Here is a 25,541-nt window from a genome sequence, read left to right on the forward strand (position 1 = left end):
TTTTAGATGGATAGGATGAAAGGTAAAAAGATTTTAGCCGCTTTAGGCTTCTTCTCAATAGCCAGTGTGGCAGGTGGATGTTCCCAACCTGCCCCCGAAATACGTTATCAGATAGAAACAGACCAACTCTGTCAGACGATGGCATACTTCAGTGCTTCCGATGCCTGGAGTATGCAATTCATCGGGCTTTGGCCGCAGGAGAAACAAAACCAAATAGCCGACTGGTTGTTCAGCACGGAGAATGACGCCAACGGACAACCGAAAGGTATCGGCCTGTCACTCTGGCGTTTCAATGTCGGAGCAGGTAGCAAGGAGCAAGGAGAGAACAGTCAGATTGCTTCTCCCTGGATGCGTGCCGAATGTTTCCTGAATCCCGACGGAACATACGACTGGAACAAACAACAAGGTCAACGCAACTTCCTGAAACTGGCTAAAGAACGGGGAGTCAACAAATTTCTGGCTTTCTTGAATTCGCCTCCCATATATTACACACAGAACGGATTGGCTACCAACACCGGACGTGGAGGTACGGCGAACCTGAAACCGGATTGTTATGAAAAGTACGCTCGTTTTCTGGCAGATGTAGTGCAGGGAGTAGAACAACACGATGGCATCAAGTTCAACTATATCTGTCCTTTCAATGAACCGGACGGACACTGGAACTGGGTCGGTCCGAAGCAGGAAGGCTGTCCGGCAACGAATAGGGAAGTAGCCCGCACGGTTCGTCTGTTGAGCAAAGAGTTTGTAGACCGGGACATGGATACACAGATTCTGGTCAATGAGTCTTCCGATTATCGTTGTATGTTCCGCACTCACGAAACGGATTGGCAACGGGGGTATCAGATTCAGGCTTTCTTCTGCCCGGATAGTGTGGATACGTATTTGGGAGATACTCCGAATGTTCCTCGTCTGATGCTCGGGCATAGCTATTGGACAAATACACCTTTAAGCGATCTGCGCAATATCCGTCTTCAACTACGGGATACACTAGATAAATACAATGTTGACTTCTGGCAGACGGAAACTTGTATTATGGGCAATGATGAAGAGATCGGTGGCGGAGGTGGTTTCGACCGTACCATGAAAACGGCACTTTATGTAGCACGCATCATTCATCACGATATTGTATATGCGGGAGCAAAAAGTTGGCAATGGTGGCGTGCCATTGGCGGTGATTACAAAGATGGATTGATTCGCGAATGTACTACGGACAATAATTTCTTAGATGGCAGAGTAGAAGACTCCAAACTGATGTGGGCTTTAGGTAATTATAGTCGTTTTATCCGTCCGGGGGCAATCCGGTTATCCGTTTCGGCTTTCGATCAAACAGACGCTTTGATTCCTGATGGCGACACCGACCAGCAAGGATTGATGTGTTCTGCTTATAAGAATGTAGACGGAACGTATGTGATGGTAGTTATTAATTATGCCAATGAAGAAAAAGAGTTTTCTATTCATAAAGGAAAAGTAGGAAATACGCAATGGCAGATTTATCGTACTTCGGATAAAGAAGGGGAAAATTTGCTTCCGGTGGGGACAGTGAAAAGTGGAAAGATTGTTCAGATTCCGGCGCGTTCTATTATAACGCTTCAGGGCAAATAAAAAACTGTCTCATATTTTTGAGTGGTATATTTGTACGCCTGCCCATTGCTAATTAAGATAGTAATTAACTTGTGTAATTTTTGCACAAGTTAGACGAAAATAGAGGGAAATTCAGTTGTTGCAAAATTTGCGACAACTGAATTTCCCTTTTTTATTTCTTTTGATTTCCTTTTATTCATCTGTCTTTATCTCCGCCTTGCCATAATATCCCGGCATCGGCACATAAATCGGATTATAATAAGTATTGATATTCTTCAACTTCTTCTCCTCCTCTTTCAGCCGTTTGATTTGCCGTGCGGCAGTGGTAGGGGTAAAGCCGCACAATCCTTGAAAGTCGCGACGGGTTAATACAGGGTTGCTCTTGAAGTAGTTTGTCAGCAATTTGTCTATCTCGTCATTTGAAAGGACAGCCGAATGGGGTTTCAGTTTACTTCGCTCCACATGAACAACACTGACTGACCTTTTTAGTTTGGCATCCGCTTTAAAGCTGATATTGGCTTTGAGTTTTATCTGATTCGCTTTTAGTTTGGGCGAAGTGATAGGTTCTTGACTATTCAGCTTTATCTGGAAATAACCGATGCCATCCAAATGGACGCTTTGTCCTTCCCGAAGACGATCTCCCATAAAATGACTTAGGGATTCGAGAACTGACTTTACATCCCCTTCAGTTAGAGAAGTTGCTATCTGGATTTCTTTTGCCAAATAGTCTGTGTCAATGTGTTGGAAGTTGACTACACGTGCGTGATACACTTCTTTGTCTTCCTCATCCTTGGGACGGGGAGTCTTGTACAATTCAAATTGTATTGCCATTATTAATTTGTTTTCGCCTTATACATTACTACGTACCTTTAATTTACCATTGCAAGCCTATAAGGACATTGTTTTCTGTTGTTGCAAAGCTAATCGATCATCTTCGGACTTAGGGGGAGGGTGTTATATAGCTGTTGTTTGTTTGTTATCAAGCGGCTTTTATAAGTTATCCTGCCTTTATTCTTGGATTAAGGCATAGGGATAGTTGTCTTCCGGTGCCTTTATCATTAGTTTCCCACGGCCGTGGAGAGATCTCTTCATGGCTGTGGTAGTATCTTTCCACGGCCGTGGTAGGAATTCGCCACGGCCATGAAGAATGAACTATATCGGTAGCAAAGATAAACTATATCAGGGAGAAAAGCAAACTATCTCTGCTTGTTTGAGGTATTTATGCGCTTTGTTCTATCTGATAGATATAGGGCAGGGGAGAATTAAACTATTCAACAAAAACAAGCTATCTTATGCATATAGGGCCTTTATTCGGCTATTTTGTAGATGATAGATAACCTGTTTTTGCTGGTAAAAGTATGATAGATACCTTTTTTAAAAGCTATCTATCATACTTATTTCTTTGATAATGAGAAGAGTATCAAAATGAATGATACTTATGATAGATATTTTTTCACTATAGTGAGTATATATGTCCACCGAACTGAAAAATGGTGTCTTATGATTGTTTACTGAATACCCTGTTTCAGCTTCTTCTGGTACTCATCCGAATTCAGTATCTCCAGCGCCTTTTGTATACTCTCATTGGTGGTATTCATTACCCGGAAATATTCGTTCATATCCCAAAGATCACGGGCTATTAGTGCTTTAAGCTGCGTCTTGATAAGAGGGAGCGACTTCTGATATTGCTCTTCATTGAATTTCACTCCTTCTTTCTCTCCTATTTCCTTTAAAATGGCGAGCATATCATCATCGACTACGAACTTCTCATCAAACGATTCGAACTTTTTATATTTGTTTTTCAACTCTTTCCGGTGCCCTTCGATAAACTGCATGGTGAATTTAATCACGGCTCCTTTAGCTACCAGATTACGGTGATAATCCGTATAAAGAGTAGTGTCGATAGGTACGAAATAGTCCGGCATGATACCCCCTCCGCCATAAACAGTGCGTCCTAGCTTCTTGGTTTGTGCTTTCAGTGAATCAGGGAAGTGGATGCTGTCAGCATTCATCAGTTCACCGTGGTTGAAACGTTCTATCAGATCCTTGTTGTAATCGACAGTACTGTCGTATGGTTTCTGGATGGAACGTCCCGATGGAGTATAATAGCGTGCAATAGTCAAACGAATCATGGAACCGTCCGGCAGGTCGATAGGACGTTGCACCAATCCTTTGCCGAAAGAACGGCGTCCTACGATAATTCCTCTATCCCAATCCTGCACTGCACCGCTGACAATTTCGCTGGCGGAAGCCGTATATTCATCTACTAGGATGATAAGACGTCCATTACGGAAATCTCCGTTTCCTTTGGCGTAGAAATCACTGCGTTTGGCAGTCCGTCCTTCCGTGTAGACAATCAATTCTTTTTGCCCCAGGAATTCGTTGGCAAGGTCGATGGCTGCATTCAGGTAACCTCCTCCGTTTCCTTGCAGGTCGAGAATCAGGTCCTTCATACCTTGTTTCTGAAGGCTTGTCATTGCTTTCTTGAATTCTTCGGCAGTGGTTGCTCCGAAGCGGTTGATGCGGATATAACCTGTTTTAGGCTGAATCATGTAAGAAGCATCGAGGCTAAGGATAGGTATTTTATCTCTTTTCACTGTGAACAATAAAGGATCTTGTACGCCACGACGAACGATAGTCAGGTTGACTTTAGAACCTTTCGGACCACGAAGACGCTTCATAATATCTTCCGTACTCATTTTCACTCCGGCAATGGCGCTGTCATTGACCGCAACAATACGGTCACCGGCAAGGATGCCGACTTTTTCGGAAGGTCCGTTGCTGACGGGTTGCACTACTAACAGGGTATCTTCAATCATCTGAAACTGAACTCCAATACCTTCGAAGTTACCTTGAAGAGGTTCGTTCATTTTCTTCACTTCTTCTGCGTCCGAGTAGGTAGAGTGCGGGTCGAGTTGTGCCAGCATCTTGATGATGGCTTCTTCCACCAACTTGTCTTCATCTACTTTGTCTACATAGAAATGGGAGATTGCGAACTCTGCCATTTGTAGCTTGCGCATGGCTTCAGAACCGAAATTTTGGGCCTGTAAGGCTGATACTGCCCACAGGCAAGCCAAAAGGACGTATATTTTAATCTTATTCATAATCTTACTTTATATTAATAGCCGAGTATTAACAACCGGGCACAGATACGCCTGCATCCTTCTCAACTCTCAACTTATCCTCATTCCTTTGGGAATAAACTGGCTGATATCTTTATTATAAGTCAATAATTCGCGTACAATCGTTGAGCTGACGCAAGTCAGTTCCGGTTCTGTGAAGAGCAGGATCGTTTCAATGCCTGCCAGTTTGCGGTTGATGTCCGCAATCGTTTCTTCATACTCGAAATCTTTCACTGTACGGATACCGCGGACAATAAACCTGGCCCCTACTTCCTGCGCAAAATCAATGGTCAGACAGTCGTAGGACATCACTTTTATACGAGGCTCATCCTTGTAAAGTTCCCGAATCATTTCCTCTCTTTTCTCAATGGGAAAGTATGTATTCTTGTTCTCATTGATACCGATTCCTATCACGATTTCGTCCATAAAGGTGAGTGCACGTTCCACTACCGAATAATGTCCGATGGTGAAGGGGTCAAAAGTACCCGGGAATATTGCTTTTCTCATGATGCCAAGTCTTCTTCTATAACCAGATTGTCTATAATAAAGTTCTGTCGTTCCATGGTATTTTTGCCCATGTAGAATTCGAGTAGTTCTTTTACCGCATCCGTTTTGCGCAGTGTCACCTGCTCCAGACGCATATCTTTACCAATGAAATGTTTGAACTCATCCGGTGAGATTTCTCCCAAACCTTTAAATCGGGTGATCTCCGGATTCGGTCCTAGTTCATTGATAGCATTGATGCGTTCTTCCTCGCTGTAGCAGTAATTTGTCTTTTTCTTGTTGCGTACACGGAACAAAGGCGTCTGCAGGATATATACATGTCCTTTCTTGATGAGATCAGGGAAGAATTGCAGGAAGAAAGTAATCAGCAACAGGCGGATGTGCATACCGTCCACATCGGCATCGGTTGCTACGATTACTTTGTTGTAGCGTAATCCTTCAATACCATCTTCTATATTCAGGGCTGCTTGAAGCAGGTTGAATTCCTCGTTCTCGTAAACCACTTTTTTGGTCAGTCCGAAAGAGTTCAATGGTTTACCACGGAGACTGAATACTGCTTGGGTGTTGACATCACGACTTTTGGTGATGGAACCGCTTGCAGAGTCTCCCTCGGTGATAAAGATGCAGGAGTCTTCCTCCAGTCCTTTGCCTTTCGGATCGTTGAGGTGTATGCGGCAGTCACGTAGTTTGCGGTTGTGCAGGTTGGCTTTCTTGGCACGTTCACGGGCAAGTTTCGTTACCCCTGCAATGGCTTTACGCTCCTTTTCAGATTCTTGTATCTTTTGTTGAATTGCTTCGGCTATGTCCGCATTCTTGTGCAGGAAGTTGTCCACTTCCTGTTTGATAAAGTCGCCTACATACTTATTGACCGTTACGCCACCGGGAACCATATTGGTAGAACCCAGTTTAGTTTTCGTCTGACTTTCGAAGATCGGTTCTTCCACATTGACGGCAATGGCGGCAACCAATCCATTACGGATATCGGTGTAGTCCATGTTCTTGTTGAAGAACTCTTTGATGGTACGGGCAATGTGTTCTTTGAAGGCACTTTGATGCGTACCACCTTGGGTAGTATGCTGACCGTTGACGAAAGAATAATATTCTTCTCCGTATTGTCCGGTATGCGTGAAGGCGATTTCGATGTCTTCCCCTTTCAGGTGGATGATCGGGTAAAGCCCGGTTGCCGTCATGTTGTCGTTCAAAAGGTCTACCAGACCGTTGCGCGACAAGATACGGTGTCCGTTATAGATGATAGCAAGCCCCGTATTGAGATACGTGTAGTTACGTAGCATTGTCTCAATAAATTCGGGCTTGAAACAGTAATTCAGGAATAGTGTATTATCCGGTTCAAAGAAGATGTAAGTTCCGTTTTCTTCTTCGGTATTCTTTGTCTCATCGGTCAGTAAGTTTCCTTTTGAGAAAGTGGCGATACGCACTTTGCCGTCGCGGTAACTGCGTACCTCGAAACGGGAGCTTAAAGCGTTGACGGCTTTCACACCGACACCATTCAGTCCGACACTTTTCTTAAATGCCTTGCTGTCGTATTTACCACCGGTATTCAGCATGCTGACAGCCTCGATGAGTTTTCCCTGTGGGATGCCTCGTCCGTAGTCGCGTACACTGACACGAAGGTTTTCTTCAACGGTAATCTCGATTTTCTTACCGGCTTGCATTTTGAACTCGTCAATACTGTTGTCAATTACTTCTTTCAGGAGGACATAGATTCCATCTTCGGCATGTGCACCGTCGCCCAGCCTTCCGATATACATACCGGGGCGTGTGCGTACATGTTCCATGTCACTCAAGTGGCGGATGTTGTCGTCAGTGTACTCTACTGCATTGTTGTTGTCTACAGGTATCAATTCGTTCTCTTCCATAGCTGTTTTTTTATTTTATCTCTTTGATGAACGCACGGCGGCGCTTATGTTGTTGAGTCTCAAAGTAATCCCATTGTGCCTGAACTTTTCCATTCAGTTCCAGTTCGGGGTTGCTTTCCGCAAAGATAAAACCTAATTTTTGATAAACTGGAATTAAATCGGAAAATAACAAAGCGTTAACACCTTTATTTTGATATTCCGGTTTCACTGCAACGAGTAGCAGATCAAGCATTTTGGCACGACGTTTCATGAATAATGCCTTTAACAGATAGAACCATCCGAGCGGCAACAGACGTCCGTTTGATTTCTGTAAAGCTTCAGCGAGAGATGGCATAGAGATACCTACACAGACTAGTTCATCATTGGCATCAGTAATCAGTGTAACCATCCGTAAGTCAAGGATCGGCAGATACATTTTCACGTATTGGTCGATTTGCCGCTGTGTCAGCGGAGAATAACCATAAAGTGGACTATATGCTTCGTTCATCAGTTCGAAAATCTTCTGTCCATAGTCTTTGGCTATCTTTCTTCCGGAAGTATATTTCTTTATCTTAAGGTTGTATTTTCGTTGGATCAGTTCGGAGATACGCTTATGTTTGTCGGGAATAGCATCCGGTATGTAGATTTTGTATTCCACCCAGTCGGCATCTTTCTCGAAGCCCAGTTTTTCCATGTGTATTGGATAGTACGGGTAGTTGTAGATAGTGGCCATGGTGCTAAGCTGGTCGAATCCTTCGATCAGCATTCCTTCCGCATCGAAATCAGTAAATCCGAGAGGACCGGCAATATGAGTCATACCCCGTTCTTTTCCCCATTCTTCCACTGTTTTGATAAGTGCGGATGATACTTCGGGATCGTCGATGAAGTCTATCCATCCGAAACGAACGTTTTTACATTCCCACTTCTTGTTTGCCTGGTTATTGATAATTGCAGCTACACGTCCTACTATTTTATCGTCCCGATATGCGAGGAAATAATCAGCTTCACAGAATTCGAATGCTGCATTTTTCTTCTTGTTGAAGGTGTTGAGCATGTCGTCATAGAGGTCAGGCACAGAGTAAGGGTTGCCCTTGTACATTCTGTAATTGAAACGGATAAATTTCTTAAGCTCTCTCTTTGTGGAGACTTTCTTGATTGTAATAGCCATATCTCGTATTTATGATTTGAGGAGGCAAAGATACGTGATAATCTTTAAATTACAACGCGCTAGAAAGAGAAAATATAGTCTCTGGACGATTAGGGAGTGGACTGTAAATATGAAGAATACCGGAAATGATGATAATACATTCATTTCCGGTATTCTTTTTCTATTTTTCGTATGCCGTTTATAGGCTGATGTGTCCTTCGAATGGAGAAGCAGGTAAACCGGCTGCATTGTATAAGTTAGCATCATCGGGATTATCTCCCCAAGCATATCGTACAGAGATCGGTTGCTGTATTTCCTTATTCCATACTATTACTTTATTGTTTTCGATTTTAGCCTGTGCCCATTGGTATTTTCCATCTGCGCCGGCAATGGCGAATCCTGATAAATAGCCATATTTATTACGAGCTACTAGTTGCTCTTCACAAGCGTCAAAGGTGATCTCCAGTGTATCTCCAATTCTTTTTACCGACTGGAATATCGGGCCGGTGCAAACAATAGAGTTATATCCGTAATCATTGTGAAGAGCATGCAAAGCAAGTCGTTTACCTACATCTTGTTTGTTGCGGGGATGTATGTCATTTTCTTCCCCGATGTCTATAATGACGGCCTGTCCTGTATGTGGTAAGGCCAGTGTCTTCGACTGTGCAGCCCTCAGGTTTGCCCAATGGCTCTCGGAAGGCTGCTTGGCCGGAGACATGAAGCTGGCTAATTGAACCCAATAGAATGGGAATTCGTTATTCCATTTGTTTCTCCAGTCTTTAATTAAAGCCGGAAATAAATCAATGTATTCGTTGGCACGAGCGGCATTGTTTTCTCCCTGATACCAGATCACCCCTTTCATTCCCAGACCTACCAGCGGATGAATCATTGCGTTGAATAGCAAAGAAGGAAAAGCGTTAGGACCGTATTCTACATAATCATATTGTGCACTCGATACTGCTACTTTATATTTCCAATTATCACACAAAGGGAAAATCCGGTTGTTAACTTTCAGGTATACTTCATCTTTAGGGCCATATAGTCCGCCTCCTCCACGATGGTCGGATATTTTAATAGTGACGGTATTTTGCTCCTTTAATACTTCTGCCGGGATCTTGTATAGACGTTTCAGATCATATCCTATCGTACGTCCTACTTCGTGTCCGTTAATCCAGGTGATGTCATCGTCGTCGATAGTGCCGAGACTCAATTCTGCATCTTGTCCTAAACAGTTGGCCGGTATGGAAAACTGATAAGTAAACCATACAACTCCATCTATACCGGATAACTCTTCATTTGACCATAATGACGGAACAATATGCTCTTTCCAGTTTTCTGTAGAGGTGTTTTCTGAATACCATTTCTCTTTTTCTCCCGGTTCATTTATGATGGCTTGTTCAAATTCCTTTTTGACTTTGTCACTGTGTTTGATGTATTCTTCGAATTCAGAAGAACGCATACGGGCTAATGATTTTTCATATTTTGGAAAATGATCTATCACTTCCATACTCATCCAGGTCTCAATGTCCGTACCACCCCACGAGGAATTAATGAATCCGATAGGAATATTGAGTTTTTGGTATAATTCACGCGCAAAGAAATAGCCGACAGCTGAAAAATTAGAAGCGGAGGCGGGTGAACATACTTCCCATTTACCTTTTAAGTTGGTTTTAGGAGTGTGTCCCATTTCTTGAATTACGTTGAATGAACGGATTTGAGGGTAATTGGCAGTTGCGACTTCTTCGGTAGCATGATTAGCGCTACGCAGACGAAACTCCATATTTGACTGTCCGCTACAGATCCATACTTCACCGATTAAAATATCTGTAAATGATAAAGTCTGCTTGGGGCTTTTTACATTTAGAGTATACGGTCCACCGGCTTGCATAGGAGGTAGGCTGACTGACCATTTCCCATTTTTATCGGTTCGGGTACTCTTTTGAGCATTTCCTAATGTTACGCTAATTCGCTCACCGGCACTGGCAGTTCCCCATATATTGATTGGCTTCTCACGTTGCAGCACCATGTGGTCTGAAAAGAAAGAAGGTACGGAAAGCTGTGCCATTATTTGTGATAGGACAAATAGCAAGCAAACTGTTAATGATAGAAGTTTTTTCATCCGATGAGTATTTGGTGATTATTCATTAATATATTCTTTGGGAAGCAATATCTTACGAAGCGTATCGGCAAAGATTGCAGCCATGCGCTGTTGAATAAATGAATGTTCTCCATGTGGCGGATGCCATCCAAATACTTCTCCATGAGTCTCTTGTGAATCCCCAGTGTAAATTAGGCTATATTGTTTTCCTGTAACCGGATGTTTCTGGTTTTTGGAGAATCCGATGTATCTGTCGAATTCTACTACCGGGAATCCCCATTTTTCTGCCAGTTTTCGGACCGAAGTGTTGAATATCGGACGACTGTCATGCCAATGAGTACATAAGACAATAGAAGCAGGTTTCCCATAAGGAGTGTTGTAATATCTGGATTTTGGATTGAATTTCTGGTTATAACAGTCTGATATGTAGCGCTTGATGACATAATCATAGCAAATGGCATAGTCGGAAGCATCAAAAGGAGTTTTATAATCCTTGTAGTTCTCTTTTAAGTTTGCTTCGTTATATACGTCTTTTTCATGTACTTGCATCAAGACGAATACATCAATGTTATCGAACTCTTCCGGGGTATAGAGAGTGCCGTCCAGCATTTTATTTGCAGTGTGAGCAATAGATTCTGCACTTACAGCCCGATTGATGGGGATGGCGTGAAGGGCACGACATCCCATTTCAAACCACTTATTGTTAGGTTCGGCAAAAGATGCTCCGGATAATAAAATGGTATAAGTGTCTTTATTTTGGGCTATTCCTGCTAAAGCGAGCAGGCAAATGAATGTGAATAAGGTGATTCTTTTGTACATAGTTATCGTTGATTGATTAATTGGTGAATAAAATCAAGTTCAAGTGAATGTTTTCCGGCTTGTAAAGTTATCGATTTTTGGGGTTCTGGCATTGTAAAAGGAACAAATGTTGCAGAAGTACCTGCCGGAATATCGATTGTATAACGGATACAGTCATTAGTTTGACGAACCCAGTTGATATTTAACCAGCCATAGGGAGTATTATAGCGTATGGTAAGTTCATTCATGTCTGCCGGAAAGAAAGGTTTTAGCAAAATATGCTTGAATCCGGGATGTTTTTCATCTATCTGAATTCCTCCCAGTCCTTTGTATAGCCATGCTCCTATTTCTCCGAACATAATATGGTTATATGAGTTGTCGATAACGACATCTGTCCGCCAATTTTCATGTAGAGTTGTAGCACCTTGTTTGATCCAGTACCCCCAGGAAGGATAGGTGTCTTGTGATGCGACTTTGTAAGCTGTTTCTGCATATCCGTTATCTGACATGGCGGAAAGTAGGGCTTTGCTTCCTAATAAACCGACGTCCAGATGATAATCGTCTTTTTCTACCAATTCATGTAGTCTGGCAGCAACTTTCTTTTTATCTTCTTCCGGAACGATTCCCCAGTATAATGGCATGGCAAGTTCTGTCTGTGTTCCCTCTGCATATATTCCTGTTTCCTTATTGAGAAAACTGGTGTTGATAGCCTCTTTTATTTTTTGTGCCAGCGTGTTATAATAGGAGGCATCTTCGGCATATCCGAAAAGTCTGGCTGCTTTGGCTAGAATACAGACGTCCGTATAATAATAGATAGAGGAAGTCAAGGTTATATTGCTTTTTGAGCGTACAGGTACCCAGTCGCCCAGTCCCCAGTCTGTAAGATGATTGGTTGATATGGATTCTATATAGGAGACATATTTTTTGATTGGTCCGTACATGCGGCGGAGTAATGTGGTGTCTCCGTAAAATCGATAAATTTCCCAAGGGATAATGGCGACAGCACTCGTCCAGTCGACCCCGTTGGCCCAATCATAGCCCCATACAGAAGTTGGGATGATACATGGGAGGATTCCGTTGTCTTTTTGTTCATCACAAAAGTCGTTCATCCATTTCTCATATATAGAGATACCATCGAAATTGTATAATCCTGTTTCTATGGTAATATGTGCGTCTCCTGTCCAGCCATTTTTTTCCCGTTGAGGGCAGTCAGTCGGGTAACCGAACAAGTTGGCTAAATAGGAACTGTTAGTGGCTTTCCATATTTTGTTTAGCAGATCGGATGACGAAGACCAGTAGCCGATGGCCGGAATATCACTGTGCATTTCTACTGCAATAAGATTTTCGTCGGATAATTGAATAGGGGCAGATGATGAGACTTCTACAAACTGAAAACCTTTGTAGTTGAATTTGGGCATGAATCTATCTTGCTTTCCGCTAAGTATGACGATGTCTGTTTGAAAAGGATCGCTGTCGTCTGTCGGCCGGTAGTGATAATCTATATTTGCCATGTTTACCATACCGTTTTTGTCTAAAAGTTCCCCATGTTTCAGGCGCAGTTTTGTTCCTTTTTTCCCTTTCACTTTTAGCTCGGTGACACCTGCAATGTTTTTGGGGAAATGATAGACGTAGCAGCTGTCATTTATTTTTTTGCATTGAGTTGCTGTATAGCGGGCCGTTTCACGAATCGGATGCATAACTTGTGATTTGATCGTTTCCGTAGGCGATTCGGTTTCTTGTGCATGATACCATCCGGTAGCGTTGAATCCGGGGGAGTCCCAGCCTGCTAATTCTTTCTGTGCATCATAATGCTCGGCTGTATAGATGCTGTTGAAAATAACCGGGCTGTCAGTTGTTTGCCAGGTTGAGTCAGTACCCAGATATTCTGTTGTTCCATCTGTGTAACGCAGATGGAGTTGTGCTGTGAATTTAGGGCGGTTTCTCCATGAAGCCTTGTCGAAAAACCATACTGCTGTGGATTGATGATTATACCAGCCGTTCCCCAGTTGTACTCCTATTACATTTTCACCCAGAGATAGTAATGACGTAACATCATGAGTGACTGATAGTATACGTTTGTCGAAATGTGTATACATAGGGTCCAGGAAATGATTTCCTGCCCGTTGCCCGTTGACAGAGAGCTCATGCAGGCCTGCCGATGCAATAGTGAGTAAGGCTTGCTCGATTGTTTTGTCTAATTGGAAGCTCTTTCTATAATAGGGTGCCGGACGGTATGTGATGTCATGTTTGTCAGTAATCCATTTCCCTTTCCAGTTGTCGGGTGATAAACATCCTGTCGTGAAGGAGGATATTGGAGAAAATGTAGTTTTCTGTTTGGAAGAGGTTTGATAGCCTATTTTCCAATAATACGTTGTATATGAATCTAAGGGTTGTCCATCATAGGAGACTCTTATAGGAGCTCCTATGATGGATTTGTTCCAATAACCGGACTGTCTGCCTGATAATTGAGTACTGTCTGTTGATAGCCATATCTCAACTCTGTTGATACTATCTTCCTCTAGCAGCGGAAGTTTCCAGGAGAGTCTGGGAGTTTGAGTATCTACTCCTACAGGAACGGGTATATTCTCACATTTTAATTCAAATGGCGTTTTTAGCTCTTGAGGTGCACATGAGAATAGGGTTGTACCCAATAAATACAAATAGGACCGAATTGAAATATGAGCCATATTGGTTAGTTGGTTAGTGATGAATTTACTTTTTTCTTCTCTCTTCGAGTTCTGTTGATATTTCATATAATCTTTTTTCATTTAACGGATAACGTGAAATGAAGAATGCTGATAGCATGGTGGCAATTGCCGGGAAGATACTCATCATCATACAAATGCCGGTTTGAGCAAAGTCGGATTGGATTACATTTGCTTTGAAACCGAAATAGGCCAGTAGCCATCCGGTCAAAGCACCTCCGATTGTCCAACCGAACTTTTGAGACATGGACGAAGAAGAGAATATCAGGCCGGTTGCCCGTCTTCCGGTTTTCCATTCGGAATAGTCTGATATATCTGCATACATAGACCATAATAAAGGAGAAATAATACCCGCACAGATACTTATTAAGACCTGTAAACAAAGAATTCCCCAGATAAAATCTTTAGGAAGGAAGTAGAATAAAACACTTAGAATGGTAGCGCCAACCATTGCTACAAAATAAGTTTTCTTTTTACCGATTCTTTTGGTGAGTGATGGCACAAACATGATTCCGAGGATATTGGCGGCTTGTCCTAATACCAAGTAGATCGTGATTAGAGTAATGGCACTATTCATGAATGAGAAAGAGAATGTATCGGAGCTGTCTACATAATATTTGAAATAGAATACAGCAGAACCGTCACGAAGAGAATTGAACACTAATGCCATGATTCCTGCGCATAAAAGAATCCACCAGGGTTTGTTTCTGCCCAGATCTTTCAGATCTTCTTTCAGTGATCCTTTTTCTTCCTTTATGGGCTGCACTCTTTCTTTTGTCCATAGAAAAGTTAATAAGAACATTCCACTAGCCATAATCGCAAATACGACTGCAGCCATCTGCCAGCCGAAAGCGATGTCAGGTATATTTTCCGTTATCTTCATTTTACTGAATATATCAACCAGTGGCTCAATGAGGAATAGTACCAGAATACTTCCTCCAAAAGCAAATGTCATGCGGTAGGAGGAGAACTCTGTGCGTACTTGTGGATTGGCAGACATTACTCCTAATAGAGATGCGTACGGAACATTGATTAATGAATATACCATCATCATAAGGGTATATGTGGCATAGGCAAATATTATTTTGGTAGTCATGTTATCTCCAAAAGATGAAAAGGTCAGTATACCACAGATGCCGAATGGTATGGCTATCCATAGTAGGTAGGGGCGGAATTTACCCCAGCGTGAGTTTGTCCGGTCGCCTAATATTCCGACAAACGGATCGAGGAAAGTGTCCCAAATGCGTGTGATAAGGAACATTGTTCCTACCACTGCCGAAGAGATACCTACCACGTCTGTGTAGAAGAATAGCAGATACATTGTGAATAACTTCCAAAACATGGAAGAAGCAGCATCTCCTAATCCATACCCGATTTTTTCTCTTAGTTTTATGTTTTCCATGGTGATGTATTTATTGTTTCAGGTATTGTTTATTGTGGTTTACCATAGTAATGATCCGCTTCACAGATTCTATAGAACGGAAACCGTCGGTTGGTGTGTGCAGACAATAATCTACAAGCTGGCTTACTGTTGATTCGGCTACATGAAGACGGGTGTCTGAAGACGCATAATAGATATAAATTTTTCCGTTATCATCTTCAATCCATCCGTTTGAGAATAATACATTCGATACATCACCGATTCTTTCTTCTCCTATAGGGGCCATGAAATAACCTGCAGGTTCAGCTATAATTTCTGTCGGATCTTCTAAAGAAGTCATGTATAAGTATAATACATAGCGTAATCCGGCTGCGCATCCTCTTACACCATGTGCTAAATGTAACCATCCTTGTGGAGTTTTAATGGGGTGTGGCCCTTCTCCATTTTTTACCTCCTTGATCGTATGATAAAACCGTTTATTGATGATTTTTTCCTCTTTTATTTCGGCATGACAGATGTCATCTATGAGTGCCCATCCGATACCTCCTCCATTGCCGGCGTCAATAAAACCATCTTGAGGGCGGGTATACAGGGCATACTTCCCATTCACAAATTCCGGATGAAGCACTACGTTACGTTGCTGGCTCGGAGATTTCAGATCCGGCAAGCGTTGCCATGTTTTTAGGTCTTTTGTTCGTGCAATACCTGCAACGGCTACTGCGGAAGATAAATCACCGGCTGGAGCGTTTGTATCTTTGCGTTCCGCACAAAAAATGCCATAAATCCATCCATCTTCATGTGCGGTCAGGCGCATATCGTACATATTGGTATCAGGAATGTCTGTCTCCGGCATTTCTATCGGATAATCCCAAAAACGAAATCCGTCTACGGGACTATTACTTTCTGCTACTGCAAAGAATGATTTTCGGTCTGCTCCTTCCACACGCGCCACAAGATAGTATTTATGATTGATCTTGATGGCTCCCGTATTCATTACAGCGTTGATACCAATTCTTTCTTCCATGAATGGGTTTTGTTTTTCATCAAAATCATACTTCCAGATGAGTGGTGCATGTTCTGCTGTTAATACAGGGTGGTAGTAACGTTTATATATACCGTTGCTATTGTTACATATCTCATTTTTTCGGTTGATAAGAGCTTCATAATTTTGTGTTAGCTCTTCTAATCTATTACTTTTCATATTCTATAGTTATTTTTCTCGGTTAATTATTCTATAATTAAAACCCAGTCATTTCCTTTTCCCTTTGTGGGAGAGGATACGGGAATGGTATCTGCTGTTGTATTTTGATGGAATGTGATTCTTCCATTGCGAGGATTCATCCACTTTAAAGACCGTTTGGATGCCTTCATTGAAGGCAAATAAATCGTTCTCTCTCCACCTTGTGGAAAATATACTAATAAGTAGTCTTTGTTGCCGAATGCTACGGGATAGTTTTTATTTTCTAAAGGTATATTGCCAAAGATGGTTTGTTGGTTTTTTCCTTGAGTAAAGTCAAATTTTTCCCATAATCTGCGAAAGTGAATTAAGTCCCATGCTCCTTGTTTATCCATTGATTGGTACCATGGAGTGTCGGCGTCACATTTAGGCTCACGTCCGGTATCAAACATCTGCCATATATCATTACAGCCGTATGTATATCCACAAGCTCCGCTGAACATACTTTGGTAAAGTGTATGGCGGATATCATCATCTCCAAATCTTCCATTTTCTTTTTTGAAATTGATCGGAATATTTTCATATCGGGGTTCTCCGTCCATGCATGGCTTGTGTGGTTCCTTTTTTAAATCGGGCAAAAGCAGACGTTGATAGATTGCGAAATCTTGTTGTGCGTGTCCGGATTGACACATATTAAAATCCAGCCACGAAGCATTGTGAAACCAGAACGAGGATGAGTGCTCTCCATGAGGATGATAGGTCATCAAATGGTTTTTGTCTACACTTTTAATACCGGTTGCTAATGCATTCCAAATGGCAAAGTTTTTTCCGTCTCCACTTCGATCACCTCCTATTATCCATATCAGATTGGGTGCGTTCATATAACGTTCTCCTAACCATTTGCCGTATCTATATGCATTTTCCGGTGTAAAAATCTCCGGTCCTTTTCCCCATTGTTTGTCTACCTTATCTCCCCAGGTTGGTAATAGAGCTATGTATAAACCTTTGGCTGCTGCCAGAGAAATAACTTTGTCTACATGAGTGAAATAGCCGGGAGCGGGCTTGTCAATATTGCCGTCAATTAACTTAGGTTCTCCGTTAGATGAAACATCCATATCATCTAATTCATCCAGGATTACCGTTTGTATGACGGTAAATCCTTTTTCTCTGCGATTCTCCAAATATAGTTCAGTCTCTTTGTCATTTAAGCGGCTGATGAGTTCCCATGCTGTATCTCCCATGTAGAGAAAAGGAGTTCCGTCACTGTATTCTAGGTAACGTCCTGAAGAATTTACCCTTAAGTTTCCTTTGGATAGATTCGTGGCGTTTCCTGTCCACCGGTCTTCTTGGGCGGAAGTTCCAGTTATAAAAAACATGAATAAAATATAGCAGATGGAGAATCGTTTGAACATAATTCTATTTTTTTAAGGTACTTGTATATTTCTCAATGATAGGCATTTGCGGTCTGTCTTTTCCGTCTTTGGGGGTGATTGCCATGAAATAGGTATCCCACCACGGACCCGCAGCCCAATATGTACCATTGATTCCATTTTCTTGTAAATATCCCAAGAATAAGTCGAGGGTTTCATTCCAACGGGGATCATTGTCGGGGATTCCATATTCTCCGATAAAACCATGGAATTTATTCTGTTTAATCCATTCTACAAATGGTTTTACCCGGTCGATTCCTTTCTCCGGATAACATTCTTCCTCTTCGTATGAATATTTGTACGTACCGGATGCATCCTTGTCAAAATATACATGAGCTTCAAAAGCAAGGTTATTAGCCGGGTCTTTTAAGAATTTGAGTGTATCACTCTGCTCGATCCAACGCTCTGCTGATGACCAGTCGTTGCCGCCTACCATGATAAGCGTATTTGTGTCGACTTCTCGTATGGCATTGATGGACGCTTGTGCCATGTCGAACCACTTGGTTTCCGGGGCCAGATCATGTGGTTCGTTCATTAGCCCGTAACCATATATGTTTTTAAAAGTGGAGAATTCTTTAGCGATAGCTTGCCAGAAAGAAGCCAGGTCTTCGATTGTTAATTCATTGTTTCCAATGAGGGTATGTTCGTTGTTCATGAAGCGGCGACAGTAATTATGTAAGTCAAGAATAACCACCATATCGCGTTTCTCTGCTGCTCTGACCAATTCTTTCATTTTATTGAGGTCATGCTGGTTTAGCGGTCCTTTTAAGTCAAGTTGTAGCCGTTCCCATTTGAATGGTAACCGGATAAGTTTCAGCCCTTTCTTTTGCCAATATTCGAGGTCTTGATCTGTCGGGTAGGTATAGTCTTTATTATACTCACCGGGGAAAGATGAACCGAAGTCCGCGCATGCCAAGTTTACTCCGTAAGGTTCACCTGTCTCTTTTACCGGAGGTTGATTACTTTTACATCCATTTAGAGTAAGAAGGCTAAGTAGTAGAAAAGCCGAAATAAAAACTTTTTTCATAATGTTCTGTTTAATAGGGTGATTGAAGATTCCAGCCTTTTACAATAACTGGAGATTCCAAATTTATTTTTAATATTTTTGATTCCTGTGGGTTAAGCCATATATAGTTCTCCGAAACGATAAGTTGGTCCATTTTTTCTGGTACTTCTACGTGTACTCCGATAGCAGGGTGCTTTCCTGTATTTGTTAAAGTCACCATATTACCTGTGCGTTCCATTTTAATTTCTGTTTGGGGCATTGATACGATGGAGCCCGGACGTACTTCGTAATTGGTAAAGTAATAATTCCGATATATGTTTTTGTTATCTTTGATTATGTCCAGAACAAAGAATAGCATGGTCGATTTGGTTTGTTCTCTATTCAGATTTATTTCTCCTAGTTTTTTGACGACATTATCATCGCCGATACCGTTGAAAGTATGGGTGGCAACAGTATCTAGTAATGCATTGTATATAGACACTTTGACTTGATAAGGTTCTTTCTCTAATGTTTGGCAGTCATCAAGTAGATAGACAGGAAGACTGACTTCTTGACTGGCAAGGTTGCTGCGGTCAAATAGCATGACTGCTGCTAACGGGGCAAAAGACTTTTGCACAAAATAGTGAACGGGTTTTATGATACCATAATAGTCTACACATGACCATGATACACCAGGATAGTTATCGTTCATCTTATAATAAAGTGCTCCGGTAGTATGAGGCCATAATGTGCGTGCCCGTTCTAATGTATGGCGTACTCCTACTACTTGTGCTAACTGTGACCCGAGTATGAAAGAAGCCAGCGAGTCCTTCGGCATAAAATAACCGGAATATTGAGTAAGTTTCTCTATTTCTCTCATCGTTCCGAAGATAGGAGTGTGGTGCGTGAAATTACCGCTCCTTTGGGGAGGCCACACTTCTTTTTCCTCGTCCAAATATCTACGCACTGTCTCGATGTGAGGCAATGATGCTATCCCAAATTCTCCCCAAAAAGGAGCGGTCATATTCAAATTGTGATTAAGATGAGCATCGTCCCACCAGCAGTTGTAATTGTGCAGGCTGCCTCCCCAGGCTTCCCCACGATGGAAGGGACGTGTTCCGTCAAGTTCTATACTAAGTCGTCCCATCATGTCAATTGCAGGTCCGAATGGTTTATCTGATTCATTCCCTGCTCCCCACATAATAAGAGAAGGGTGATTTCTTAATCGTTTGGTATTTCTTTCCACTGTTTCTTGCAGGATAGTGTACGGTTGCGTGTTATGGCTATTCCAGGCCGTTGGCCATTCTTGCATGACTAAAATACCATATTTATCGCATAATTCGTAAAAATCATCGGTTTCGGGCATTCCTCCTCCCCAGGCTCTTAACATTTGTATGTGCTGGCTTTGGGCTATCTGGAGCAAATGCTCGTATTTATTTCTTGAGAAGTCCATTAATGCATCCATAGTGCACCAGCCTGTTCCTTTTATGAACATCGGCTTGCCATTGATGACGAATGTCCAGTTATAATAATCTTCTTTAGCACCATCAATTAATGGTCTCATCTCAATAGTCCGTATACCGAACGACGTTTTTATATGGGCTGTCTTCCCTTTTTGTGGAACGAAGAATAGGTTGAGGTCGTATAGTGATTGTTCTCCTCTGTCATTGGGCCACCAAAGATGCGGATCTTTGATTTGAAAGTCTAAAGATAAAGTTTCCTGTTTTTTCTGACTATTTATGTCGAAACGATAATATTGTGTTATTCCTTTGAAGTTCTTGGGAGATACTTCTGCATATAATACTCCTTTTAATGGAGATGATTTTTTATGCAGATCAAGAGTTAAGCGCATTTGACCATCGAGCGAACGAGTAGCGATGAAGGGTGATTCTATTTCTACTGCGGCTTGTTCTTTTAATTGAACACTACGCCAGATTCCTAATGATGGGATTTGTGCATAATGCCATCCATAAACGCAATTGAATACAACTGTATATTTCCAACTTTCATTTGCGTTGGGAGGCCAGTTGCCCAGAAACATTTGAGGGATGGCTTCTAGTTTTACTATGAGAGTGTTTTTATTCTTTAAATAGTTACCTATTGAAAAATCGGGCCCTCCGAACATACCTTCGTGTGTTCCTAAAAGTTTTCCATTGAGCCATATTGTACATTTGTTAGCAATTCCGCCAAAAGATAATATACAGTGAGATGAGGGGGAGTCTAGTTCGAACTCCCGCTTCATCCACCATGTCTTGTAAGATTGTTTTTCTGCAATAGAGTCATTCTGTCCGATGTATGGATCGGGTATGATTCCATTTTCTACTAATGCGGTGTGAATACTACCAGGCACATGGGCAGGTATTTGATCTGTCCAGATAGTGTGTAAACGTTCTTTTTCAGTTCCTCCTTCTGCCAGTTGCCAGGTTCCGTCCAAAAAGATGTTTGCAGGAGTATCTCTGACAAGAGGAATATTTCCTGTTTCAGTCATCTGTATATCTTTTACTTCCATTGGAGATAGCTTTGCTGCAAAGCTTTCTCTGTCTATCTCATCCATTGATTTTTGTGCAATAACCATTGGAGTGGATAGCAGTAAAGTGATAATAGTGATGATTCGAGTTCTCATGGACAGTATTTATTCTGATTATTGTTGTGTACTTTTATATTTCAGGAGCGTGCTTAATTGCGGACGATCCTGTGTGTAATTATTGGTCGGTTGGACAGATAAGGGATAATCACCCCATCGTGGACCGGCAGACCAGTAAGTTCCGTTTATTCCATTTTCTTGTAGATATTTAAGTGCTGCATCAAGAATATCCATCCAACGGCCGTCAGTATCAGGTATACCATATTCACCAACGAATCCACGTTTATTATTTTCTTTCAGCCAGTCAACAAAAGGTTTCAAACGAGCCACCCCTGTTTGAACGGTTGCACCATCTTCATCATATCCTTTATTATAGTTTCCGGAAGAATCCGAATCGAAATATATATGTGCCTGGAATATCAGGTTATTACTTGGATCTGTAAGAGTTTTCAGATTGTCACTGCATTCTTTCCATCGTCTGGCAGAGCTGAATTCGTCTCCGCTAACTATGATGGTCGTTTTAGTATCTATAGTGCGGATGGCATTAATGCAGGCTTGGGCTATGTTAACCCATGGTGTCGACGCCAGCATTTCGTAGGGCTCATTCATGATGTCGTAACCCCAGATATTTTTATAGTCTTTAAACTCTTTTGCCAGTTTCTTCCATACGTCACAGAAATTGTCAACAGTGCATCGTGCATTACCAATGATTGCATATTGATTATTTTGTGAACTTTGACCGTCGCAATATACACAATATCTTCCAAAGTTATGCATATCCAGAAGTATCTGTATGTTTCTATCTTCAGCGGCTTTGACGAATTTCTTCATTTTTGCCAGCTCTGTTGCATTTAATTCCCCATTCATTGTGGGTTGTATACGTTCCCAACGAAAAGGAAAACGTACCAGATAAAGGCCTTTGGCTTTAAAGTAATCCAAATCTTTTTCTGTGGGATAACCATAGTGGGTACCATCCACCCCCGGATACACATTCCCAAATTCAGCTCCTGACAGGTTAACTCCAAAATAAGCTGTTTGTTTGGTTGGTTGAGGCTCATCACTATTTTCTTCTTCGTCTGATTTGGAACAAGATGAAAATAGAAGTGCTACAATCGTTACTAATGAAAATAAGTCTTTTAGCATAAATCGAATCTTTTTGATTATGAGGGAACGCCCATATTAAAGCGTTCCCTTTTTTATTTTTACTTATGAACAAATCTGAAATTACACATACTTAAATCAAAATCCTGTGCAGATTCAGGAGAGAATATGATTTTGAAAGCTGTGTTGGTACTGGGATCGATGGAACTGGGCAACAATGATTCTGTGTCAGCACTGATCCGTACTGTTTGCCATCCGCCATAAGTATTGACCGGAATTCCTCCTTTGGAAGGATACCATCCATAATCTCCTAAGATGATACGCGCTTGGGCTGATATCGGGAATTTAGCTCCAGTACAGATTTCAAATCTTAAATCGTATGATGAAAGATCTGCGGCTACTTCTGCTGGTACAGTAATATATCCGGCCCACATAACCATCCATCCCCAAGCTTTCACGGAATTATTGAATCGAATATATTTTCCTCCTTCTACTAATGGTTCCGGTTGTCCTTCTAATGTGCCGTCACATAAGAAATTTTTCGGGGCATCAGGGAATTGGCTGGAATGTGTAAAAGCACCGCTTCCCGGCCAATTATTGAAATCAAAAAGTTGAGATACTCCCGGATCCATGTATGTGAGCTTGTATGCTTCATCCATATTGGCTCCTTTTATAGTAAGGGTAGATTTCGGAGTGGCATTTGCCGGGATTTCTATTGTTAGTTCTGTACGAGTGGCATCGATTACATTTACCGGTAAATTACCTAGATTAACAATTGCTTCTTCGATTGTAATACCGTAAAGGTCAAAGTTATCACCTGTAATAACTGTCGTATCTCCTGGTTGGGTAAATTCATTCTTGAGTCCATTGATTGTTAAATCAGGGATGGAAACAACAAAAGGAATACTTAGTTCTCCGTGTTTGGTTGTAATATAAATCGTGTTGGTCACTTCTTTAGGAAGTGCACGGGGAATAGGTGCGAGAAGCATATCGTAGGTCGAATATACCTCCTTGCTGTCCACTTCGATATCATTGAATTTTAGAGAGGTGATGTCTCCGAGATTTGTTCCCTCAATTCGTACTACTTGTTCGAAATTCGCTCCCTCAATGGGAAATTCAGCATCTGTTGCCAAAACAACTTTGTCTACAGTCGGAGCACCTGTTGACGGTTTGTTTTCTTTGGCTTTCAGATCGTCGACTTCAACAATATCCGTACAGGATGTTAAAGCAAATATGGATGCTGCGATTATTGCAAAATATTTTATTTTCTTCATAATCTGTTTTATTACATGGTTATAAGTGATTAATCCCAGCCAGGATTATTCTCATTAATTCCTTGGTTCGTCAGGATTTCAAGAGTCGGAATCGGGAATAGCAGATGTTTACTGGAACGTTGTTTTACGTTATTGGCTTCATCCATTCCGCCTAGAGCATTCATTGCCTGCAAATAAATTCCCCAACGTATTAAATCCCAACGACGATCGCCTTCCAAGGCTAATTCCATTGCACGTTCTTCAAGGATTGCAGAACGCAGGCTGGTTTTATCTGTAAAGTTTGCCAGTTCTTTACCTGTTGCGTTACTACGGGTGCGGACATCATTTAAAGCGTCTACCGATTCTTTTGTCGGACCATTTAATTCATTAGCTGCTTCTGCAAAAATTAGAACAACATCAGCATAACGTAAAAATGGGTAATTGGCATCTGTACGAGGTTGAGTCTGATCGGCTATTTGTTGTGAATATTTAGTGGTGAAAGCAAAGAACTGTTCTGAACCTGCTTCATCACATCTCCATCCGGAGGTTACTTTAGGATTATCGAACGGAGGCTCTTTGGCTTCAACCATACGTTGCCATTTCCCGAAGTTCGGATAGTATGAACCACCACCCCAACTTGTATCGGAGTTCTGACGTATCCAACAATGCAACACTCCTTTGTCCACGCGGTAGTCTTTTTCTTCAAACAATAGATACCAGTGTTTTCTACATCCTACCGTTAAACTATTGTCTATGTTTCCTGCTGCATTGAGTCTGCCACAGTAGTGCGAGCTGAATAGTGTACCGTATAATTCATCACCGGATTTAGTTTGTAAACCGAATAAGTGTTCACTACAAGTTTTGCCGGAAGGAGACCAAATCAAATCATAGTCCTCAAGTTTGTGTGTCCCATATTCTCCTCCGATTACATCTCCCGCAACTTCGTAGGCCAGTCTGTAATATTCTTGAGAAGAAAAGCTTTCGTAACCGGCAACTTGATCCTTGGAGAATGTTGTCGGAACAGGTTCTGTATACACTTTGGTCATAGTACCATTTACATTCTGCATAACAAACGGTGCACCGGTTTTTACTGTTATTTGTTCTCCGGTAGACATGGAAGCAGAACCGATAGTTGCATATACTTTGGCTAACAAACCTGCTGCAGTTGCAGCACAGACTCTTCCGGGTTTAAAGCCATTATCTGTGTTTTTATAAATCATATCTTTAGCATCCTTAAGCAAAGGTATGATTGTTTCCGTGTAGACTTGTGCAATCGGAATACGCGGATTGTTAGTATATTGTCCGGATTCGTTTACACTGACCGAATAAATAGGGATAGCTCCATAAGCACGTACCAAGTAGAAATATGCCCATGCTTTAAGAAAATAACATTCTCCTAATGCATTCTTTTTAAATTCTTCCGATACATTCTGCATCTTATTGATTTCAGAGACCGCTATATTTGCCCGGTTAATCAACGAGTACATTCCGGTCCAAAGTACATCGGCCTGTCCGTCACCTCCCTGGAAGTTACCACTTCCAAACTGGCTGAACTGCCATACTGCACCGGAAATATAGTCACAGTCATAGTCCAGCGGTCGTGGGAAACTACCGTATCTGAACATGGCTTCGTGTAATGTATTATATACTCCTGTTACCCACATGTCGGCACCATTATCAGAATCCTCAACATCTTCAGGGACAATGAAGTCGAAAGGCTTTTCTTCGATCATACTTTCGCATGATGTCATTACTGCTCCGGATAATAGGAGACTGGATGCCATCAGATATATGAATATATTTTTCTTTTTCATCATTT

17 protein-coding genes are annotated in these 25,541 nt (G+C 41.7%); 1 reads left to right on the forward strand and 16 read right to left on the reverse strand.

All coding sequences use genetic code 11. The features are described from left to right. Positions 1-15: 15 nt before the first annotated feature. Positions 16-1,602 carry a glycoside hydrolase gene (locus HMPREF0106_RS22710; RefSeq protein WP_009038860.1) on the forward strand — a complete coding sequence of 529 codons (1,587 nt, stop codon included), beginning with the start codon at positions 16-18 and terminating at the stop codon, positions 1,600-1,602. Between the two features lie 171 nt (positions 1,603-1,773). Here the strand turns inward: HMPREF0106_RS22710 and HMPREF0106_RS22705 are convergent, their stop codons facing one another. From HMPREF0106_RS22705 to HMPREF0106_RS22630, 16 genes are all read right to left on the reverse strand, one after another. After that, a complete protein-coding gene (locus tag HMPREF0106_RS22705; protein WP_009038861.1) occupies positions 1,774-2,412 on the reverse strand; it encodes an HU family DNA-binding protein in 639 nt (212 codons plus the stop codon). A 677-nt stretch (positions 2,413-3,089) separates the two neighbouring features. Beyond that, positions 3,090-4,685, reverse strand: coding sequence for a S41 family peptidase (locus HMPREF0106_RS22700; protein ID WP_009038862.1), 1,596 nt, complete (start codon positions 4,683-4,685; stop codon positions 3,090-3,092). 69 nt (positions 4,686-4,754) lie between these two features. Continuing rightward, positions 4,755-5,210 (reverse strand): pantetheine-phosphate adenylyltransferase, encoded by a 456-nt coding sequence (gene coaD, locus HMPREF0106_RS22695; protein WP_004311084.1) that lies wholly within the window; start codon positions 5,208-5,210, stop codon positions 4,755-4,757. After that, the gene (locus HMPREF0106_RS22690) at positions 5,207-7,084 is read right to left on the reverse strand and encodes a DNA topoisomerase IV subunit B (RefSeq protein WP_004302623.1); all 1,878 of its coding nucleotides are present in this window, start codon (positions 7,082-7,084) and stop codon (positions 5,207-5,209) included. Before HMPREF0106_RS22690 ends, coaD begins: the two co-directional genes overlap by 4 nt. Before the next feature lie 10 nt (positions 7,085-7,094). Further along, positions 7,095-8,231 (reverse strand): GNAT family N-acetyltransferase, encoded by a 1,137-nt coding sequence (locus HMPREF0106_RS22685; RefSeq protein WP_004302622.1) that lies wholly within the window; start codon positions 8,229-8,231, stop codon positions 7,095-7,097. Positions 8,232-8,409: 178 nt separating this feature from the next. After that, positions 8,410-10,329, reverse strand: a complete 1,920-nt coding sequence (locus HMPREF0106_RS22680; protein WP_009038863.1) for a sialate O-acetylesterase — start codon at positions 10,327-10,329, stop codon at positions 8,410-8,412. A gap of 18 nt (positions 10,330-10,347) precedes the next feature. Next, entirely contained in the window at positions 10,348-11,127 is a 780-nt protein-coding gene (locus tag HMPREF0106_RS22675) for a DUF5040 domain-containing protein (protein WP_009038864.1), read from the reverse strand. 2 nt (positions 11,128-11,129) lie between these two features. Continuing rightward, positions 11,130-13,859, reverse strand: a complete 2,730-nt coding sequence (locus HMPREF0106_RS22670; RefSeq protein WP_032850971.1) for an alpha-L-rhamnosidase — start codon at positions 13,857-13,859, stop codon at positions 11,130-11,132. Then, entirely contained in the window at positions 13,819-15,213 is a 1,395-nt protein-coding gene (locus HMPREF0106_RS22665; RefSeq protein ID WP_004298410.1) for an MFS transporter, read from the reverse strand. The genes HMPREF0106_RS22670 and HMPREF0106_RS22665 overlap by 41 nt, the downstream gene beginning before the upstream one ends. A gap of 10 nt (positions 15,214-15,223) precedes the next feature. Next, the gene (locus HMPREF0106_RS22660; RefSeq protein WP_004298408.1) at positions 15,224-16,393 is read right to left on the reverse strand and encodes a glycosidase; all 1,170 of its coding nucleotides are present in this window, start codon (positions 16,391-16,393) and stop codon (positions 15,224-15,226) included. 26 nt (positions 16,394-16,419) lie between these two features. Further along, positions 16,420-17,781, reverse strand: coding sequence for a DUF4038 domain-containing protein (locus HMPREF0106_RS22655; protein WP_009038866.1), 1,362 nt, complete (start codon positions 17,779-17,781; stop codon positions 16,420-16,422). Positions 17,782-17,785: 4 nt separating this feature from the next. Next, complete coding sequence (locus HMPREF0106_RS22650; protein WP_004298404.1) at positions 17,786-18,826, reverse strand: glycoside hydrolase family 5 protein; 1,041 nt, start codon at positions 18,824-18,826, stop codon at positions 17,786-17,788. Between the two features lie 10 nt (positions 18,827-18,836). After that, positions 18,837-21,407, reverse strand: a complete 2,571-nt coding sequence (locus HMPREF0106_RS22645; RefSeq protein ID WP_009038867.1) for a glycoside hydrolase family 2 protein — start codon at positions 21,405-21,407, stop codon at positions 18,837-18,839. Positions 21,408-21,425: 18 nt separating this feature from the next. Then, on the reverse strand, positions 21,426-22,511 hold the full coding sequence (locus HMPREF0106_RS22640) for a glycoside hydrolase family 5 protein (RefSeq protein ID WP_004298400.1): 1,086 nt from the start codon (positions 22,509-22,511) through the stop codon (positions 21,426-21,428). A 59-nt stretch (positions 22,512-22,570) separates the two neighbouring features. Next, entirely contained in the window at positions 22,571-23,743 is a 1,173-nt protein-coding gene (locus tag HMPREF0106_RS22635) for a glycan-binding surface protein (RefSeq protein WP_004298397.1), read from the reverse strand. Positions 23,744-23,772: 29 nt separating this feature from the next. Further along, positions 23,773-25,536, reverse strand: a complete 1,764-nt coding sequence (locus tag HMPREF0106_RS22630; RefSeq protein ID WP_032850983.1) for a RagB/SusD family nutrient uptake outer membrane protein — start codon at positions 25,534-25,536, stop codon at positions 23,773-23,775. Positions 25,537-25,541: the final 5 nt, after the last annotated feature.

Origin of the sequence: Bacteroides sp. D22 (assembly GCF_000163675.1) — a bacterium.
In the GTDB taxonomy this organism is placed as follows: domain Bacteria; phylum Bacteroidota; class Bacteroidia; order Bacteroidales; family Bacteroidaceae; genus Bacteroides; species Bacteroides xylanisolvens.